Genomic DNA, 14,732 nt, shown 5'->3' on the forward strand with positions numbered 1-14,732 from the left:
CAGGCGGAGACGGATCTCCGCCTGAATGTCGATTACTTCTTGATCCAGGCGTCGCGCATGGATTCCGGCAGGCCGGAGGCGGTCGTCACGATATCCTGAACCTTGCAGTTGTAGATCGTTGGGAAACCGAGTTCGAGCAGCCAAGCAACCGGAACGTCTTCCTGAAGCTTTCTCTGCGCCTGGTCGTAAAGTTCCTGACGCTTGGATGCCGGATAGGCGACTGCAGCCTCGTCGAACAGCTTGTCGAGGTCGGGATTGGAATAGCCCTCGACATTGTTGAACGGGTTGCCCTTGGCGATCTGCGAGGTCTTGTAGTTGCGGTCCACGCCGATTGCCGGGTCACCATTCTGGTAGAGATAGGTGAAGGCGATGTCGTATTCCCAGTTGGATGTCCGCTGGTTCCAGCCGGCAACGTCGGCCGCTTCGATTTCGATCGGAATACCGACTTCCTCGAGGTTCTGCTTCACGGCTTCGGCCCAGCGCTGCCAGGTCTCGCCATAGGGAAGCGGCAGGAGCTTCAGCGGCTTGCCGTCATAACCGGCTTCCTTGAGCAGTTCCTTGGCCTTGTCGACATCATGCGGGTATTTTGGCTCGACATCCTTGTAGAAGGGAAGCTTTGACGACAGCGGCCCGGTCGCAACCTTGCCGTAGCCGTTCCACAGAACGTCCTTGGCGAATTCACGGTCGAGCGCATACATCACCGCCTGACGGAACTTCACATTGTCCATCGGCGCTTTGCGGTTGTTGAGCCACAGCCAGGAGAGCGGTGCGAAATATTCCCAGCCCTTTTCGGTCGTGCAGGTATTGGGCAGATCCTTCAGCCGCGGAATGTCGAAATTCTCGACCGAGCCGCCCGGCACCACGTCGATATTGCCGGTCTCGAATGCGACCGAACGCGATGCGCCGTCCGGAATGACCTGGTAATACAGTTCGTCGAGATAGGGCTTGCCCTTCACGTAATAGTCCGGGTTCTTGACGAGATGGATGTAGCTGCCGCGCTTCCATTCGTCGAACTTGAACGGGCCGGTGCCGATCGGCTTGTCGTTGGCCGGATTGGTGGCGTAGTCGGTGCCTTCATAGATATGCTTGGGCAGGACCGGCATCGTGTAGAAGGCCAGACCGCGGATGAAGGCCTCGAAGGGCTGCTTCAGCTTGAACACGACAGTCTTGTCGTCCGGTGCCGTGACGCTTTCCACATGGGTCATCAGGTTGCGATGACGCGGCTGCATCTTCATCAGATAGTCGTTGGCGGAGAACAGCACGTCGGCCGAGGTCATCGGCTTGCCGTCATGCCACTTCACGTCATCCTGCAGTGTGAACGTATAGGTCAGGCCGTCATCGGAGACCGTCCACGACTTGGCGAGCGACGGCTCGGGCTTGAGGTTCTCGTCGTAGCGCAGCAGGCTTTCGTAGATATTGCCGCCGACGAGCAGAGCCGGGCCGTTGGTGGTGGTGCCGATCATGATGCTTGGTGGTTCGGGCTGAACGATGAGGTTCAGTTTGCCACCCGGTACGCCTTGGGCAAAGGCCGCTGTCGTCGTCATGAAAATGGCTAGGGATGCAGAAATCAGTCGTCGCATGAAGTTCCCCTTTATGGATTTTCGTTTGCGTGCAGACGTCACTTCGTGATCGTATCGGAACTACAATATACCGATATATCGATACATCATCTTGACTCCGGCCTTTGGCACCTGTCAAGCAAGGCAGGTGATTTTTTGCATAAAACTTGAACTCGAAAAATGGTTGCTCAAAAATTGATCAGCTTGCGGAAAATCGCGACGCCATATGCTTTGAAGACAGACAAGCAGCAGCAATGAGGTCCTGATAAAGATGGAATTGATGAGCCGAACGGACGCAAAAATCGCTCACATCGCGCTGGTCAGCAGCACGCTCGACCTCACCTTTCTGAAAACCGCATTCGAGGCTTCAGGCCTGAATGTGCGGCTGAGTATATACCCCGAGCCCGGCTTCGAGGAAGCCGATGTCGCCGTGGCGTGGAACCCGCCGCACGGGCTTTTGGCCGATATGCCGAACCTGAAAATGGTGCACAGCATCGCCGCGGGCCTGGACAACATCTTTGCCGATCCGAACCTTCCCGCCATCCCCGTCTGCCGTGTCGTCGACAGCCAGCATGCGCTTGGCATGGCGGAATATGCGATCTGGTCCGTGCTGCTGTTTCACCGAGAAATGGACCGGCACCTGCAAAACGCCGCGCGCAAACGCTGGGAGCGCCCCGCACAGAAGGCGGCACAGGATTATACGGTCGGCATACTGGGTTTCGGCGCAATCGGTCGTACCGTCGGGCGCAGTCTGCGCGCCCTCAACTACAATGTCCGCGGATGGGCGCGCTCGCCTAAGGAAGAGGCAGGGATCGCCACCTATTACGGCGACACGCAACTGCCGGAATTTCTCTCTGGCTGCGATGCGCTGATCTGCCTGCTTCCCCTCACCGATGCCACGCGCGGCATATTGAATGCCGACCTCTTCGCCCACCTGCCGCAAGGTGCTGCGATCATCAACATGGGGCGTGGGGAGCACATGGTGGAGGCCGATCTTCTCGCCGCGATCGACACAGGCCATCTGCGTGGCGCGGTCCTCGACGTCTTCCTCAAGGAGCCCCTTCCCGAAGAAAGCCCACTCTGGAGCCATCCCAGAATCTTCGCGACGCCGCATATCGCCTCCATGCCCAATCCGCGCGATGTCGCAGCGCAGATTTTTGAGAACGCCACGAGGGTTCTGGCCGGACAGGAGCCGCTCAATTCCGGCAGTCGTGAAAGCGGTTATTGAGCCGCAGGCGCCAGCATCACGTCCAGCGTCGACAGACCGAAGCCGGGTTCCTGCACGATCAGGCCCGGCTGATCGACAAACACATATTCGACGACTGCGGCGATATCGTCGAGATGCCGCCGCATCAGATCATGGGCGCGATCGGCATCGCCGGCAATGATCGCTTCGTAAATCGCCCGGTGCTCCTGTTCGACCTCATCGAAATAACCCGACCGCGGAATGGCGAAGCGCCTTATCCGGTCAAGCTGCCCCGTCGCATTGTGAATGGTCTGCCAGACATCCGGGAAGCCGGCCATCGCGCAGATCAGCCGGTGAAAGTCATTGTCGACCGCAAAGGACTGGTCGTAGTCCTGACGCTTGGCCGCATCGCCCTGCAGGAACATTAGAAGATCGAAATCCCGGTCCCGCGCGGCGTCATGGGAACGCGCAGCTAACCGCACCATCCGTAGTTCCAGGCTGGAACGGATGAGATGCCCCTCGATCACGCCCCGCAGCGAGATGCTGTTGACGAAAGTGCCGCCGCTCGGCACCACATTGACCAGCCCCTCCTGCGCAAGCCTTAACACCGCCTCGCGCATCGGGGTACGCGATACGCCGAGCTCGGCGCAGGTTTCCTTCTCGCTGATCGTCGCGCCCGGCTCCATCTTCATGGTGATGATCGCATGGCGGATGTAGTTATAGGCCGTCAGCGCCTTGGGTTGACCCACCGCATTTCCGGGCAGGAAGTCGGACTGCTGCAAACGTGTGTTCATCTCGGTCCTCCTTCCCTGAAGGTTTTCAGCCAGCGCCATACCGATATATCGCGGCTTCTCCCTAGTCTCTTCTCCGCGGTTTGCAAGGAATATCGTCAGGTTTTTCAGGCAAAGCTCCGCCCCGCGGGTTTTCTGCACCCACGTGAACGCGCAGCAGGGAGACTTCCGGAACATGGCTGCGATACTAGATCGCAGCCACCTCCTTTTTCCGCCGGACGATCAACACCAAGGCAGCAAGCAGCAGCGTGCCGAAGATGAACAAGAAGGCCGCCGCCGCGATCGCCGGGCTGATATTGTCGCGAATGGTGGAAAACATCTGGCGCGCCAGCGTCCGCTGGTTCGGCCCGGCCACGAACAGCGTCAGCACCACTTCGTCCAGCGACGTCGCAAATGCTAGAACCGCACCGGTCAGGATGCCCGGCATGGCAAGCGGCAGGGTCACCTTGCCGAATACCCTTTGCGGAGAAGCGCCAAGGCTTGCCGCCGCAAGCTCCACCCTCCTGTCGATGCCCGCCAGAGATCCGGAAACGCTGACGATGACAAAAGGCACCGCCACGACCGTATGTGCGATGATGACCGCCAGATGCGTATTGGCAAGCCCGATACGCGCAAGCAAGATCTGCATGCCGATGCCGAGCACCACCGCTGGCACCACCATCGGCAGCATGAACAGCGTGCGGATCAGCCCGCCGATCATCGGCAACCGCCGCCGCAGACCGAGTGCCGCCAGCACGCCGAGCACCGTCGCCAGCGCCGTGGTTCCGAAACCGATGATCAGGCTGTTGACGATCGCCCTTTGCCAGGCCGGTGCGGTGAACAGTTCGACGAACCAGCGAAACGAGAATGACGGTATCGGATATACGAGAAGCAGGCTCGAAGTGAAGGCAAGCGGCATCATGACCAGAAGCGGAACGATCAGGAATGCAGCCATCAGCGCTCCGAAGAGCCACTGCAGTGTTTTGGCCGGCATCAGGCGCTCCTTTCCCGCTGTGCGGCGAGCCGGTCATAAACGGCATAGAGGATGATGGTGACGACAAGCAGCACGATGCCGAGCGCGCTCGCCATGCCCCAGTTTCCGGAATTCTGGGCATGGAAGGCGATGAAGGAACTGATCATCTGGTCCCCTGCCCCACCGATCAGCGCCGGCGTGATGTAATATCCGATCGCCGACATGAAGACGAGCAGCGAGCCCGCCGCGATGCCGCCGAAGCTGAGCGGCAGCAGTATCCGAACGAAAGCCCTGAGCGGATGCGCCCCGAGCGAGGCCGCCGCGGGCATCAGGTTCTTCGGGATGGTCAGGAGCACGCTGTAGATCGGCAGCACCATCATCGGCAAAGACACATGCGTCATGGCGATGATCACCCCGGTGCGGTTGAAGATCAGCGCCAGCGGACCGGCGATGATGTTCAGGTCCATCAGGGCCGAATTGATCAGCCCCTGTTCCTGCAGCAGGATGAACCACGCGGCAGTGCGCACCAGAAGCGAGGTCCAGAGCGGCAACAGCACGGCTGCCAGCAGTGCCTGCCTTTTCCAGCCGGTCGCAACCGTGATCAGCAGCGCATAGGGATAACCGAGCAGCACGCAGAAGATCGTGACTGTCGCGGAAATCCAGAATGTCCGCCCGAAGATCGCCACGTTGATCGTCTGCTCGGGCGGTTGTGAGACGATTTCACCGGTATCATTTCGCATCAGGTCTAAGGCCGCGAGAAGATAGCGATCGGTCGTCGGCGACAGGGCATCGGTAATCGCCTTCCAGTATTGCGGCTGGCTCCATTTCCTGTCGAGCGCCACGAGGTCAATCGGCGCGTCCGGCGTCTCCTGCACGGCCCTCAGCGTCTTGCTCATCAACGTCCGGAAACCGGATTGGGCACTGTTCAACCGGCGTACCATGTCGCCGACAGCCTGTTCATCGGTTGCTGCTGCCCGCAGATCGGTGACGAATGCCACCTGCAAGTCTGCGCCCGGCGCGCTTTCTCCATCCCAGGACGAGGCAACCTTGGAGGTCTCCGGCAAGAGCCGCGCTACCGCATTGTCCGAAACCGATTGCGTCAGCACGGAGCCGAGTGGCCAGATGAAGAACAGGCAGATGAACAGGAAAAGCGGAGCGACCAGAAGAAACGGCCCACTTTTCTTCAGAAAGCTCTTGCCGCTCATCATGCAATCACCTTGCAATCCTCGGGGCTGAAAAACGCCGTGACCTGAGCGCCGCGCTGCGGCTCCGGCGACCTGCGGTCGAGGCGCACGACATAAGATGCGTCCGCGGGACCAGCGAGCTGCACACGCAGATGGTCACCCTGATAGACACAGTCCGTCACGATCGCGGAAATGGCATTGCCCGACAGGCCTTTATTGCCGCTAAAGCCGTCCGGCAGCGAAAGCCGTTCCGGGCGAAGCGATACCGAGATCCCCTGCCCTGCCGCCAAGCCACCGGAGCCTGCGACACGCACGATATCGCCACCGTTCAGGCGGATCACGGCGGATGTCGGCTCAACCGTCTCCACCGTGCCGTCGATCAAATTCGTCTCGCCAATGAATTCCGCCACGAAACGCGTTGCCGGTTCGTCATAGACCTGTCGCGGCGTGCCGATCTGCTCGATCTTGCCCTTGTTGAACACCGCAATCCGGTCCGACATCGTCAGCGCCTCACCCTGATCATGGGTGACGAACACGATCGTCAGCCCGAGCCGCTGATGCAGCGCGCGGATATCGAGTTGCATCTGCTCGCGCAGGTTCTTGTCGAGTGCGCCGAGCGGTTCGTCCATCAGCACCACGCGCGGCTCGAAAACGAGTGCACGCGCCAGCGCCACGCGTTGCTGCTGGCCACCGGAAAGCTGCGACGGCTTGCGTTCCGACAATGTGCCGAGCTGCACCATGTCGAGTGCCGTCTTTACACGGTACGCGATTTCAGCCCTGGAAATCCCCCGCATCTGCAGCGGAAAGGCGACATTGGCGCCGACGGTCATATGCGGAAAGAGCGCGTAGTTCTGAAAAACCACGCCCATGTCGCGCTTGTGCGACGGCACATCATTGACCTTGTAGCCGTCGACGAGGATTTGGCCTTCGGTTGCGGTCTCGAAGCCGGCCAGCATCATCAGAAGCGTGGTCTTGCCCGATCCCGATGGTCCGAGAAGACTGACGAACTCGCCCTTCTCGATATCCAGCCTCAACTTGTCGACTACGCATTGCTGTCCGTAATATTTGCTGACGCCATCGAAGCGTATGCGGAATTCAGCCACGCGATTCCCCTTTTTCGGTCGTTGGATACGGTTGCCCTATCGGTCGCGCCCTTCATGGCGGTCCGTATCCATCCGTTATGTCGGTTAAAGAGGGAGGCCGCATGTCTGCAGCCTCCCGGTCGTCGGGAAATGGCTTGATTACTGCGCCAGCCAGGCGTTGAAGCGTGCTGTCAGCGCTTCGGAATTGTCGATCCAGAAATCGACATTGAGCGGGATCGCGACTTTCAGGTTGTCCGGATGGGTCGGCAGGTTGACGTCGATTTCCGCCGGGATGGTCGCCGCAGCCTTCTTGTTCGGCATGCCGTAATCCACCTTCAGCGGCAGCTTGGCCTGATTTTCAGCCTGGCTCGCGAATGCGATGAAATCCAGCGCCGCATCCTTGTTCTCGGCACCCTTGAGGATCACCCAGCTGTCGATCGCATACATGCTTTCCGGCCAGACCAGCTTGAAGTTCTTGCCTTCCGCCTTGTTGATGCCGGTGACGCGGCCGTTATAGACTGCCGCGATGGAAACTTCGCCGGATGCGAGATACTGTACCGGCTGCGCACCGGCTTCCCACCAGACGATGTTCGGCTTCAGCTCGTCGAGCTTCTTGAAAGCCCGGTTGACGCCTTCATCGGTCGACAGGACGTCATAAAGTTCCGCCGGCTTCACGCCATCGGCCAGAAGCGCGAATTCGAGATTGTATTTGGCGCCCTTGCGCAGCGAACGCTTGCCCGGGAACTTCTTCGTATCCCAGAAATCGACCCAGTTCTTCGGGCCGTCTTTGAGCTTGTCGCCGTCATATCCCATTGCCAGCGACCAGTAATAGACGCCGGCACCGCACTCGTTGACGGCTTCCGGCAGGAACTCGCCCTTCACGCCGATCTTGTCCCAGTCGAGCTTTTCGTAAAGACCGTCGGCGCAGCCGAGCGCCAGTTCTTCCGCCTCGACCTGCACGACGTCCCAGTTCGGAGCGCCGGCCTTCATCTTGGCCTGCAAAACGCCGTAACCGCCGTCCCAGCTTTCTTCCAGGAAAGGTTTGCCGGACTTTTGCGAGAACGGCTTGAAATAGACGTCGCTCTGCGCCGCCTGCGCCACGCCACCCCAGCCGACAATCGTCAGGTCGCGTGCATTTGCCTGCCCCGCTATAAACGCCGTGGAGGCAAGCGCGAACATGCCGAAGGCTGCGGTCTTGAAGAGATTTTTCATTTCGTTCCCCTGTTTGGGCCCGGACTGTTATCCTGGGCCTTGGACGTTGATACGGATCCTTTCGTTTCCTCCAGCAGGGTGCGCAGTTGGCCTGCGTCTATCCTTAGATGACAGGGTCAGACATGTTGTCCGCCATTGATGTGGATTTCCGCACCGTTGATGTAGGACGACTGTTCGGTGCAGAGAAAATAGATGGTCTTGGCAACTTCGATGGTCGTGCCGAGCCGACCCAGCGGCACTTCGGCCTTGACCAGTTCGTCGGTGCCTGGCGACAGGATCGAGGTCGCGATCTCGCCCGGTGCAATCGCATTGGCGCGAATGCCACGCGGACCGAATTCATGCGCCAGTTCGCGGGTCAGTGCAGCAAGCCCGGCCTTCGACGCAGCATAGGCGACACCGGCAAACGGGTGCACGCGGGAGCCGGCAATCGAGGTAACGTTGACGATCGATCCCCGTGCGGCCTCTAGTTCCGGCAACAACGCCCGCGCCAGAAGCGCCGTCGAGATGAGGTTGACGTTCATCACCTTCATCCAGGTCTCGGCATCCGTTTCCGCGACACCGAGGCGGCTGCCGCCCGGTCCCTTGGGCGAAATCCCAGCATTGTTTACCAGCGCTGCGAGCTTCCCGTCAGGCAACCGTTCACGCACTGTCGCGGCAAGCGCATCGATCGTCGATAGGTCTGCGAGATCGGCCTGGATGTGGCTTTCGCGGGCAGACGGCCAGCGGCATTCCTCGGAAAAAGGCTGGCGCGAAACCGTCAGGATCCGCCAGCCGTGCTCCATGAACAGCTTGACCGTCGCGTGACCAATGCCGCGGCTGGCGCCGGTCAGAAGCATGTAGGGGGTGGTCGTCAATCAAAAACTCCCTGGGTCCTGCATCGGACCCGTTACCCGATATATCGGTATGTTAGCGACGGATTATTCGTTTGCAAGCGGTTTTCATACCTTCGAACGACGCAAGGCAATCTTTAATGACGATCCGCCCTTTGTCGGAATAGTGAGGCATGAGACGGCCAACGAGTGGAACGTCGATCATGAAGGATCGGCCGCAGAATATCGCGAAAAAAATCGCATGTGCCCTCCGGCTCACTCATCACCCCACGATGCGAAGCGTGGAAACATCGATAACGAAGGCAAATCAGACGAAGCCCATAGCCTGTTCGGTGCCGGAGCCCTAATGAGGTGTCATCCGGTCCAATGGACCAGGGGCCGTCTGCTGTGCCAATGTCGCGCGATGGGCTTGTGCGTATGATATCCTGCAAGCACATCAACCTCATAAGCCTGGCGACCATATAGAGGCAACATCGAAGCCTTCACACTTTAATTGCCCAAACATTGCGAACGCTAGAGACACGGAAGGCCAGCTTCGTGATCCGGCACCATACGGAACGCATGCTCACGACCAGCCAACTTTAGCTTTGCCTAGGTAATTCCGGCGCGCGATGACCCAAAGTCAAGATGCACCTCTAAAAGATACCACGAGCCCAACCAGATCTGACGAAATTCAGAGACACAGATGAACCAGAGCTTTGGCCAGCTTCTCGGCCACCATTTGAAGATAGTCGTTATCGCAACCTTGCGCCGTTATGAACTGCGTGCCGACCCTAAGCGCATGCCGGCCAGGCAAGATTGGATTTTTGCACGTACCAACCAGAATCCCGAGCTTTTCCAAACCTTGCATCACCTGCGGCGGATTGAGATGATCCGCGAGCGGCAAAAGAATTTGATGGGTAAACTGCTCGCCTTCTGACGGAGCGATAACCTCTATGCCGCGTTCGCGTAACGCCTGTGCAAATACCTGCGAATTATGGCAAACCCTCGCAGCATATGCTTTCGCGCCAGCGCGCGTCTCCTGGAGCGTCAAGAGGAACGAGGGTAGCTTGCCGGCATCAAAATTGGCGAGGAATTTCTGATCGATGAGGGCCGCGAGCTTTTCGCCGTCGCCTCGAATACGACCTGCGATGATACTATGTGGCCGACCGGCAATCGTCTTGTAGGTCGAGCTTGTCATCACATCGACACCAAGTGAAAGCGGATTGGGAAAAGCTCCACCCGCGATCAATCCCGAGACATGCGAGGCATCGAAGACAGTCTTTGCTCCCACCTCCTTTGCAGCAGCAACCACCGGCGCAAGCTCATCCGGCTTGATCATCACCGATCGACCGAGCATGACCATGGCAGGCGCAGATTTGCGTATCGCAGCGGCAGCGGCCGCGGCGTCAAGCCGGCAGTTCTCCATATCGAAGGGCAGATCCTCGATTTCTAATCCGGCAAGATCAGGCGTACCACCGCGACGCTGGCTCAAGTGTCCGCCGTGATCGGCGGACGGCGCAAGCAGAAGATCGCCCGGCTTTGTGAACGCATGGAAGACCGCCATGTTGGCGATCGTGCAGCTTGGCAGCCGTGGCTCCGCCCATTCGGCTGAAAACAAAGCACAAATTTCAGATCGAACAGCCACTTCCAATCGCGAAACGAGATCGGTCTCCGGCTGCTCCTTGTCGAAACTCGGCCCCATGGCGGGATAGGCGCTCAGACCTGCGGAATAGGCATTTTGTGCTGCCTCGCTCGGAAGGTTTGCGCCGGCATAAAGCACGATGCGCTCATGCGACAACACCCAACTTCGCTCCGCAGCCGCCTGCAGTAGACCGTTTTCGTTCCAGACGTCGATATCCATTTTCAAGCCAGTCAGTGTACGAGAATCTTGGAGAGGAACTGCTGTGCCCTCTCGCTGCGCGGTTTGCCGAAGAAGTCGCCCTTGTCGGCATCCTCAACAATCTCGCCGCGATCCATGAAGATCACGCGGTTCGCCACCTTGCGGGCAAAACCCATCTCATGGGTGACGACCATCATCGTCATGCCGTCACGGGCAAGTTCCACCATCACGTCCAGCACTTCGTTGATCATCTCGGGATCGAGTGCCGATGTCGGCTCGTCGAACAGCATCGCGATGGGATCCATGGCAAGCGCCCGCGCGATGGCGACACGCTGCTGCTGGCCGCCGGAAAGTTGACCCGGAAATTTCTCCGCGTGGGCGGTAAGACCGACGCGATCAAGCAGCGCCATGCCCTTCTCCATTGCAGCATCCTTCGACCGCTTCAGAACCTTCACCTGCGCAAGCGCCAGGTTCTCACGGATATTGAGATGCGGGAAAAGCTCGAAATGCTGGAACACCATCCCCACCCTAGACCGCAGAAGTGGGAGATTTGTCGTCGGCGCCGAGACAGTTGTACCGTCGACGATGATATCGCCACTGTCGATAGGCTCCAGCCCGTTGATCGTCTTGATCAGCGTCGACTTGCCCGACCCCGACGGACCGCAGACAACCACGACCTCGCCCTTGGAAACAGATGTCGAGCAATGCGACAGGACCTGGAAATCCCCGTAGGTCTTGTTGATGTCTCGAAGTGTAATCATGCTCATGGAGTGCCCCTAGCGAATGATCGCGACACGCTTCTGCAATCGTCTGACTGCCTGCGACGCGATGAGGGAAATGATGAAATAGACGACCGCAGCGAACACATACATCTCGAACAATCGGCCATCGCGCTGGAGCACCGAGGAAATCGGTGATCGAAAGCACATAAACGAGCGATGTGTCCTGAAAGAGAATGATGGTCTGCGTCAGGATCAGCGGCAGCATGTTTCTGAGCGCTTGCGGCAGGATGATGTAGAAGAGCGCCTGCCGGTCGGTCATGCCGAGCGCGCTGGCGGCAAGCGTTTGTCCCCGCGGCAGCGACTGAATGCCCGAGCGCACGATTTCGCAGAAATAGCAGGCTTCGAACAGGGTGAAGGTGATCACGGACGACCAGAACGGATCGATCCTGACCGGGCTTGATGAACCGGTCAGCCATTGCGCCATGAACGGCACAAGGAAATAGAACCAGAAAATGACAAGCACGAGCGGCAGGGACCGCAGCAGGTTAACGTAGCCGCCAGCGATGGCTGACAATAGGCGGTTGTCGGAAAGTCGCATGACGGCAAGCAGCGTGCCGAAAATCATGCCGCCGATCGTGGCGCAAAGCGTCAGCGTCAGCGTGAACGACATACCCGACAGGAACAGGTAGGGAAGCGCGTGGACGATGATTTGAAAATCGAAACCGGACAGCATCTCAGCGCCCCCGTCCAGCGATACGATTGCCGAGCCCCGGAATGACTGCCGCTTTCTCGACAGAACGCATGGCAAAAACGATGACCATGTTGAGCGCCAGATATAGAACCGTTGCAGCGGCGAAAGCCTCAAAAACCTGGAATGTGTTCTCCTGCATGGCGCGGGCAGTACCGGTGAGTTCCACCAGACCGATCGCAATGCCGACCGAGGTGTTTTTGGTGCAGCTCAGAAATTCCGATGTGATAGCCGGCACGACGATGCGATAGGCGACAGGCAGAAGAACGTAACGATAGGTTTGCGGCAAGGTCAGGCCAAGTGCCTGTCCGGCCATCTTTTGCCCCCTGGAAAGGCTAAGCAGGCCGGCGCGCACCACTTCGGCCATACGGGCAGCATGGTAGAAACCAAGGCAGACTGCGGCCGTGTAGAATTGGGCGTTGGGAAGCTGCTTCAGCCACATTCCCGCATCCCGTGGCAACACTTCCGGCAGCACGAAGTACCAGAGGAACATCTGCACCAGCAGCGGGATGTTGCGGAAGACTTCGACGAACACCATGCCCCACGTCTGCACCCAGCCGATTGGCGCAGTACGCGCCACGCCGACGACGGAGCCAAGTGCGAGCGCGATGGCAAACCCGACGACTGCGGTTGCCGCCGTCCAGCCGAGCCCCCAGAAAAGGGTCGTAAGATACGTGTTGGTGCCATCGAGCGAGGGCTCGAAGAAGATCCACCAATTCCAGTGATAATTCATGGGGGTGTCCGTCGAATAGCAGATCCTCCCGGCCGCAGTTCCGGCTCTGGGCCAACGGTGCGACCGGGAGGATAAAAAATATCAGCGATAGAGATCCGGGTTCGGATCGTCGGTCGGGTTGGCGATGACCTTCTTCAACTGGGCCGACATCGGGAAGTTCATGTTGATGCCCTTCGGCGGAATGGGCTGGGTGAACCACTTCTCATAGATGCCGTTGATCTCACCGCCCTTGTAGAGGCCTTCGATCGTCCCGTTGACCAGAGACTTGAAGCCGTCGTCATTGCGACGCAACATGATGCCATAGGGTTCAACCGACAGCGGATCGGACGACATCTGATAATCCTGCGGCGCCTTGGACGTAGCAGCGGCACCGGCGATAGAGACGTCATCGAAGATCAGCGCCACAGCGCGATCGGTCTCGAGCGTCAGCATGCCTTCGGCAAGATCCTTGGCGGAGAGGATCGTCAGACCAAGATTTTCGGCTGTATTTGCCGCGTTGATCAGCTTCACGCTCGTTGTGCCGGAAAGTGTCACCACCGTCTTGCCTTTGGCGGCGGCCATGGAGGCGACCGGCGCACTCTTTTTCGACAGGATGCGAATGCCGGCAACGAAATTGGTGGTCGAGAAAGTCACCTGCTTCTGACGCTCGGCATTGTTGGTCGTCGTACCGCATTCCATGTCGATCGTGCAATTGACAAGAAGCGGGATGCGGGTCGTACCCGTGACCGGCATATAGCTGACCTTCAGATCCGGCTTGCCGAGTTTTGCCTTTACCGCATTGACGACGCGTGCGCAGATGTCCATCGCGTAACCGATCGGCTTCTGCTGATCGTCATAATAGGAAAACGGTACCGCGCCATCCCGGTGCCCGACGGTTATCTCGCCACGCTCGGCGATCTTGGCGAGAGTGGCACTCTCTTCTGCGGCATGCGCAGGCAATGCGGCAAACATCAGCGTCATCAGCGGCGCCGCGAGCAGTTTCATCGTCATGAAGGTTCCCCGGTTTGTTGATCCCCCACCGATTGGCAGGTGAACAGGCCTGTTATTGGGCCCATGCTTGGGGAAGCCGCTTCGCTCGTCAACCAAAAACAGAATAATGAATTATGAATTTATTTTTCTGCCCAAAGCTTCGGCGAGAAATGAATATCTGCCTCAATATTGACCTGCGATCGCCTCTTTAAGAGCCACTCTCCGCAGCGAATCTTGGCCCATTGAGATCGTCCATCGAATGACGAACAGCCTCTGCCGTGTTCAACACGTGCTGTTTCATGATCGCTGAAAGACGTACCTTGTCACGAACACCGAGTGCAAAAAGCATCTCATTATGGTCATCGAGCGCCTGCTTCCAGTCATCGGGGAGCTGGCGCATCGTGTGGCGGATGTTGCGGATCTTGAGTTCCATGTTGCGATAAAGCGCAGTCAGCGCCGCATTGCCTGCGGCATCGAAGATTGCCATGTGAATGGCACGATTGAGCATGGCATATTCCAGCCGGTCGGATTGGTTGAATGCGGACAGCATACGCTCATGCATCTGCCGGATTTCTTCGACCTGCGGAGCGGTGATCCTGTCACAGGCGAGTTCGCCGGCAAGCGCCTCCATGGCTGCAATGATCGGGAACAGCTCGGCCACTTCTTCTTCATCGAGGATCGCGACCCGGGCACCTCTCTGCGGCAGAAGCTCGAGCATGCCTTCGGCGGCAAGCGCCTTCAGAGCCTCTCTGAGTGGGGTGCGAGAGATATCGAACCTGTCGCACAGTTCTTTTTCCGGGATCTTCTGACCCGGTTCCAGATGTCCATCGACGATCATCTCGCGGATAGCGTCGACAATTTCGCTATGTAGCGTGCGTCGCACGCCTGTGGTCCCAGAGATCAAGCTCGGCTCCCATCACGTTCGTAAGCGACAGCTAGTCT

Annotated in this window: 13 protein-coding genes and 1 pseudogene; 1 reads left to right on the top strand and 13 read right to left on the bottom strand. The window is 58.7% G+C overall.

Annotated features, from left to right (window positions below; genetic code table 11):
• Positions 1-32: 32 nt before the first annotated feature.
• Positions 33-1,580, bottom strand: coding sequence for an ABC transporter substrate-binding protein (locus JZX87_RS21025; RefSeq protein WP_206827782.1), 1,548 nt, complete (start codon positions 1,578-1,580; stop codon positions 33-35).
• A 259-nt stretch (positions 1,581-1,839) separates the two neighbouring features.
• Here JZX87_RS21025 and JZX87_RS21030 point away from each other — a divergent pair, with 259 nt between their 5' ends.
• On the top strand, positions 1,840-2,787 hold the full coding sequence (locus JZX87_RS21030) for a 2-hydroxyacid dehydrogenase (RefSeq protein WP_206827783.1): 948 nt from the start codon (positions 1,840-1,842) through the stop codon (positions 2,785-2,787).
• On the opposite strand, the gene JZX87_RS21035 is transcribed toward JZX87_RS21030, so the two are convergent.
• From JZX87_RS21035 to JZX87_RS21090, 12 genes and pseudogenes are all read right to left on the bottom strand, one after another.
• On the bottom strand, positions 2,781-3,539 hold the full coding sequence (locus JZX87_RS21035) for a GntR family transcriptional regulator (RefSeq protein ID WP_206827784.1): 759 nt from the start codon (positions 3,537-3,539) through the stop codon (positions 2,781-2,783). The genes JZX87_RS21030 and JZX87_RS21035 overlap by 7 nt on opposite strands.
• 184 nt (positions 3,540-3,723) lie before the next feature.
• A complete protein-coding gene (locus JZX87_RS21040; RefSeq protein ID WP_206827785.1) occupies positions 3,724-4,509 on the bottom strand; it encodes an ABC transporter permease in 786 nt (261 codons plus the stop codon).
• Positions 4,509-5,693: an ABC transporter permease gene (locus JZX87_RS21045; protein ID WP_206827786.1), complete on the bottom strand. Its 1,185-nt coding sequence runs from the start codon at positions 5,691-5,693 to the stop codon at positions 4,509-4,511. The genes JZX87_RS21040 and JZX87_RS21045 overlap by 1 nt, the downstream gene beginning before the upstream one ends.
• Positions 5,693-6,775 carry an ABC transporter ATP-binding protein gene (locus tag JZX87_RS21050; protein WP_206827787.1) on the bottom strand — a complete coding sequence of 361 codons (1,083 nt, stop codon included), beginning with the start codon at positions 6,773-6,775 and terminating at the stop codon, positions 5,693-5,695. The genes JZX87_RS21045 and JZX87_RS21050 overlap by 1 nt, the downstream gene beginning before the upstream one ends.
• Before the next feature lie 138 nt (positions 6,776-6,913).
• Positions 6,914-7,966, bottom strand: coding sequence for an ABC transporter substrate-binding protein (locus JZX87_RS21055; protein ID WP_206827788.1), 1,053 nt, complete (start codon positions 7,964-7,966; stop codon positions 6,914-6,916).
• Between the two features lie 116 nt (positions 7,967-8,082).
• Entirely contained in the window at positions 8,083-8,802 is a 720-nt protein-coding gene (locus JZX87_RS21060; RefSeq protein ID WP_206827902.1) for an SDR family NAD(P)-dependent oxidoreductase, read from the bottom strand.
• 667 nt (positions 8,803-9,469) lie between these two features.
• The gene (locus tag JZX87_RS21065) at positions 9,470-10,639 is read right to left on the bottom strand and encodes a PLP-dependent transferase (protein WP_206827789.1); all 1,170 of its coding nucleotides are present in this window, start codon (positions 10,637-10,639) and stop codon (positions 9,470-9,472) included.
• An 11-nt stretch (positions 10,640-10,650) separates the two neighbouring features.
• Complete coding sequence (locus JZX87_RS21070) at positions 10,651-11,379, bottom strand: amino acid ABC transporter ATP-binding protein (RefSeq protein WP_206827903.1); 729 nt, start codon at positions 11,377-11,379, stop codon at positions 10,651-10,653.
• Between the two features lie 15 nt (positions 11,380-11,394).
• Positions 11,395-12,073, bottom strand: a pseudogene (locus JZX87_RS21075) (amino acid ABC transporter permease).
• A 1-nt stretch (position 12,074) separates the two neighbouring features.
• Positions 12,075-12,821 (bottom strand): amino acid ABC transporter permease, encoded by a 747-nt coding sequence (locus JZX87_RS21080; protein WP_206827791.1) that lies wholly within the window; start codon positions 12,819-12,821, stop codon positions 12,075-12,077.
• An 81-nt stretch (positions 12,822-12,902) separates the two neighbouring features.
• Entirely contained in the window at positions 12,903-13,811 is a 909-nt protein-coding gene (locus JZX87_RS21085; RefSeq protein WP_206827793.1) for a transporter substrate-binding domain-containing protein, read from the bottom strand.
• A gap of 187 nt (positions 13,812-13,998) precedes the next feature.
• Positions 13,999-14,694 (bottom strand): GntR family transcriptional regulator, encoded by a 696-nt coding sequence (locus JZX87_RS21090; RefSeq protein ID WP_206827795.1) that lies wholly within the window; start codon positions 14,692-14,694, stop codon positions 13,999-14,001.
• Positions 14,695-14,732: the final 38 nt, after the last annotated feature.

It is taken from the genome of Agrobacterium sp. Ap1 (genome assembly GCF_017313375.1).
Classification (GTDB): Bacteria; Pseudomonadota; Alphaproteobacteria; order Rhizobiales; family Rhizobiaceae; genus Neorhizobium; species Neorhizobium cellulosilyticum.

Bases quoted from the DNA above. Each gene is read 5' to 3' on its own strand.
- JZX87_RS21025 (WP_206827782.1), bottom strand. From the start codon at position 1,580: ATGCGACGACTGATTTCTGCATCCCTAGCCATTTTCATGACGACGACA.
- JZX87_RS21030 (WP_206827783.1), top strand. From the start codon at position 1,840: ATGAGCCGAACGGACGCAAAAATCGCTCACATCGCGCTGGTCAGCAGC.
- JZX87_RS21035 (WP_206827784.1), bottom strand. From the start codon at position 3,539: ATGAACACACGTTTGCAGCAGTCCGACTTCCTGCCCGGAAATGCGGTG.
- JZX87_RS21040 (WP_206827785.1), bottom strand. From the start codon at position 4,509: ATGCCGGCCAAAACACTGCAGTGGCTCTTCGGAGCGCTGATGGCTGCA.
- JZX87_RS21045 (WP_206827786.1), bottom strand. From the start codon at position 5,693: ATGAGCGGCAAGAGCTTTCTGAAGAAAAGTGGGCCGTTTCTTCTGGTC.
- JZX87_RS21055 (WP_206827788.1), bottom strand. From the start codon at position 7,966: ATGAAAAATCTCTTCAAGACCGCAGCCTTCGGCATGTTCGCGCTTGCC.
- JZX87_RS21060 (WP_206827902.1), bottom strand. From the start codon at position 8,802: ATGCTTCTGACCGGCGCCAGCCGCGGCATTGGTCACGCGACGGTCAAG.
- JZX87_RS21065 (WP_206827789.1), bottom strand. From the start codon at position 10,639: ATGGATATCGACGTCTGGAACGAAAACGGTCTACTGCAGGCGGCTGCG.
- JZX87_RS21070 (WP_206827903.1), bottom strand. From the start codon at position 11,379: ATGATTACACTTCGAGACATCAACAAGACCTACGGGGATTTCCAGGTC.
- JZX87_RS21080 (WP_206827791.1), bottom strand. From the start codon at position 12,821: ATGAATTATCACTGGAATTGGTGGATCTTCTTCGAGCCCTCGCTCGAT.
- JZX87_RS21085 (WP_206827793.1), bottom strand. From the start codon at position 13,811: ATGACGATGAAACTGCTCGCGGCGCCGCTGATGACGCTGATGTTTGCC.